The sequence below is a fragment of the Burkholderia sp. E168m23 genome, assembly GCF_016586125.1.
GTDB lineage: Bacteria > Pseudomonadota > Gammaproteobacteria > Burkholderiales > Burkholderiaceae > Burkholderia > Burkholderia orbicola.
Genome location: NZ_BCPP01001409.1, coordinates 1 through 1,229, shown reverse-complemented (window position 1 = coordinate 1,229; position 1,229 = coordinate 1). Strand labels below are relative to the sequence as shown.

The 1,229-nt window shown below is 69.5% G+C and carries 1 pseudogene; it reads left to right on the top strand.

Annotated elements, in window-relative coordinates:
- Positions 1-1,229: pseudogene (locus tag JMF90_RS37710) on the top strand (LWXIA domain-containing protein); the annotation flags it as partial.

The window sequence follows — 1,229 nt, the reverse complement described above, 5'->3', positions numbered from 1 at the left end:
ACGCGCACGCTCGAGCTCGACGACATCGCGCATCTGCACAAATGGCTCACCGCGGCGTCGCACCATGGCTTCCAGCTTCGTCTCGAAGCGGCGTCGGGCCGCCCGCTCGTCTCCGCGGACGACCGCCGTACGATCGCCGGCACCAACGACAGCTATGCCGAGTACACGCGGCTGATGACGTCGTTCGAGACGTGGTCGCACGATCACGCCGGCGAACCCGCGCCGAACGTGATGCTGAGCTTTCACGGATGGGACGCCGTGCTCGAGCCGGTGCCGGGCGCCGGTCACGTCGAGCTGCTCGATGCACTGCTCGACCGCAAGGCGATCGACTGGCTGCACGTCGGGCTGTCGTACGGCACGCACGGCACCGACTTCATCGCGAACCAGGACCTGACGCGGGCGCTGGCGGAACGGATCGTCGACTATTACCAGACCGACCGTCACGGCAAGTTCGCGCGACTGCACGGCGCCGATGCGCTCACGCGCGTCTTCGAACCGGTGAGCCCCGAGGCGTTCGCGAACCAGCAGCAGGTGCTGTTCGCGGAGATCGCGCGCATCGGCAAGTCGAAAGGGCTGTCCGACGACGCGCTCGCGACGCTGCGCAGCGAACTGTACGAACGCAACACGACCGCGCTCGTCAACCAGGCGCGCAAGGCGACGATCGAGCATGCGATGACGCAGTGGGCGTCGGCCGATCATCCGCCCGCCACGCGCACCGAAAAACTCGCCCGCCGCTTCGGCGAGCGCTGGCTCGCGGAAGCCGGCGGCCGCGCGCCGGCCCGCGGCACCGTCGTGTCGACCGCCGATCCCGCCGGGCCGCTGCCCGACAGTCGCGCGTACTGGCAGTCGGTGGTCGAGCGCGAAGCGCTGAAGAACGATCCGTCGAAGCCGATCAGCGTCGGCCGGCAGATCGCGGCAAACCCGAAACAGGCCAAGATGATCGAGGAACTGCAGGCGCTCGCGCAGATCAACGCGCTGCGCGTGCATCGGCCGTCGTTCCGCAAGGCGGAGCTGTGGAAGTCGATCGGCTTCAGCTCGCTCGTCACCGGCGCCGGCGCGCTCGTGATCGCCGATACGCTCGGCGCGACGCACGTGCTGCGGCAGGACATGCTCGGCAGCGCGACGTCGTCGTTCCTGCTGGGCTCGCGCCTGGGCCGCGTGTTCCAGGTCATGCACCAGGGTGCGGTGCGCAGCCTGCAGGCCGGCGACCCGAAGGCCGCGCAGGCGGT